The organism is Bacteroidota bacterium (assembly GCA_018692315.1).
GTDB lineage: Bacteria > Bacteroidota > Bacteroidia > Bacteroidales > JABHKC01 > JABHKC01.
The window spans coordinates 1-2066 of sequence record JABHKC010000246.1 but is presented as its reverse complement, the minus strand read 5'-3'; the positions used below and the strand labels follow the sequence as shown (position 1 = coordinate 2066).

Annotated in this window: 2 protein-coding genes; both read left to right on the top strand. The window is 31.5% G+C overall.

From position 1 onward, the window contains the following. On the top strand, nt 1-253 hold a 253-nt coding region (locus HN894_17940), incomplete at its 5' end, for a hypothetical protein (protein MBT7145208.1). 179 nt (nt 254-432) lie between these two features. Continuing rightward, the gene (locus HN894_17935; protein ID MBT7145207.1) at nt 433-1971 is read left to right on the top strand and encodes a hypothetical protein; all 1539 of its coding nucleotides are present in this window, start codon (nt 433-435) and stop codon (nt 1969-1971) included. Nucleotides 1972-2066: the final 95 nt, after the last annotated feature.

Genomic DNA, 2066 nt, shown 5'->3' with positions numbered 1-2066 from the left:
TGCGATTGTCCCGGAGTGGTCGCCATTAGCACTATTGCAAGACTGGAACATAATTGGCTACCTACGCCAAAATAGCGGTGTAATAAGCACTATGCTCAATGATATTTCACAGAATATTGTAATGGTAAAAAATGGTAATGGTTTAATCTATTGGCCAACGTATGGCATCGACAATATTGGAAATATGAATCCGGGTGAAGGCTACCAAATAAAAATGCTGGCGGCTGATACTTTACTATATCCGGCGAATTAATTACTAATGACGAATTACTAATTAAAAAATCATCAGTTTGAATAAGTAAAACAAATTTTAAGTCGAGGTTTGATTATTACTCTATAAATTTTATTCAAACCTTGACTTTTCAGGTTTTTTTATTGTTTTAAATTCAAATTATTTGTACTTTTCGTTTTTTAGTTTAAAATGTAAGAATTATGAAAAAATATATTTTAATAATAATTATATTTCAGCTCTCACAAATGAGTTTTTCACAAATAATTTCATATGATTGGCTTAGAACCATGGGGTGTGAAAATGATGATAAACCTATCTTCTTATCCTCAGGCAATAACAGTTCATGTAAATTTACTATAGCTTCTCCATATGCAGCACTATCAGATACTTTATTTCTTAGTGATACTTCTTTAATAGGCTGCAGCAATTATTTGTTTAATTTTGATAATACTGGTTATATAAACTCAGCTATCGAAATAGCAAATATCCAATATGAAATTATTTCAGATAGCAAGATACACAATAACTATATTTATTCAACTTTAGTTACATGGACAACAGCACCAATAACTTATGGTAACACTACAAGCAATCTAATAACAAGCTCATGTGATATTTTTATTGCAAAACAAGATACTCTGGGTAATCCTTTAGACATATATTTTTTTGGTGGCTCTGGTGATGACTATCCTTCTAAAATTGCAATAGATAACGAAGGGAATGTGATTATTACAGGCTATTACGATAGCCCAAATTTAAGCTTTGCAGGCACTACAATTGGCAATTCAGGTAGCGAAGATGCATTTATAGCAAAATACGATTCGCTTGGAAATGAGCTTTGGATTAGAAGAATTTACTCAACCGGTGATGACGAACCTATGGCTTTGGCAGTTGATGAATATGGAAATATTTATTATGTACAATGGGCATTGTCATTAAATGTAGCAGGAAGTTTATTAACCGGTAATGTACCCTCGACAAAATCGTTTTTGTTGAAATTCGACCCAAATGGAAATTTGTTATGGAACAAAGTACTTCAAGCAGGAACAGGCTTAACTTACGGTCCCGATTATGTATATAATCTAAAAATCGACAATGCAAATAATGTAATTTTTACAGGTACATCAGGTAGCCAAACTTTATTATTAGATTCTGATACAATTTGGGCAGATATTGCAGTCATGCCCGGCTATTTAGATAACAATACTTTTCTTGTGAAACTGGATTCTTCAGGTACTCTTTTGTGGAAAAAATATGCTGAAAATGTTACTGTTACCTTAAATTCAAGGCCGACTATTGCATGCGATAAAGATGATAATGTATATCTGTCTTTTTGCTATGGTAAAGATACTATTATTTTGGATTATGATACGATAATAACACCTGTTCAATCACAAGATAAAGCTCCTATATTAACAAAATTCAGTTCTATAGGTGAAAAACTCTGGTATAATTATCTTGGAACAAAACGATGGGCAATACCTAGAATTATATCTATAGATGATAGTTATGATATATATATAAGCGGAATTTTTAATGGAATAGGTACACTTGAATTTGATAGTTTGTCCTCGCCTGGCTTTTTCATAGCTTCCAGTAAAGATGTTTATGTTCTAAAAGCCACCCAATATATCCCCGATCATACCAAACAGTTTGTAAATCTAAATCAGGGTTGGTCAATTATTTCGAGCTATGTAATTGTAAATATATTATTGCTACAACTACTTATAATGGTTTGATAGTATAATTCCAATCTTCTCCATGAAATTCATGTTTATATATGTTAATTTTTTCGAAATCTGATTTAGATATTTTAATCCCTGTTTCATAGATG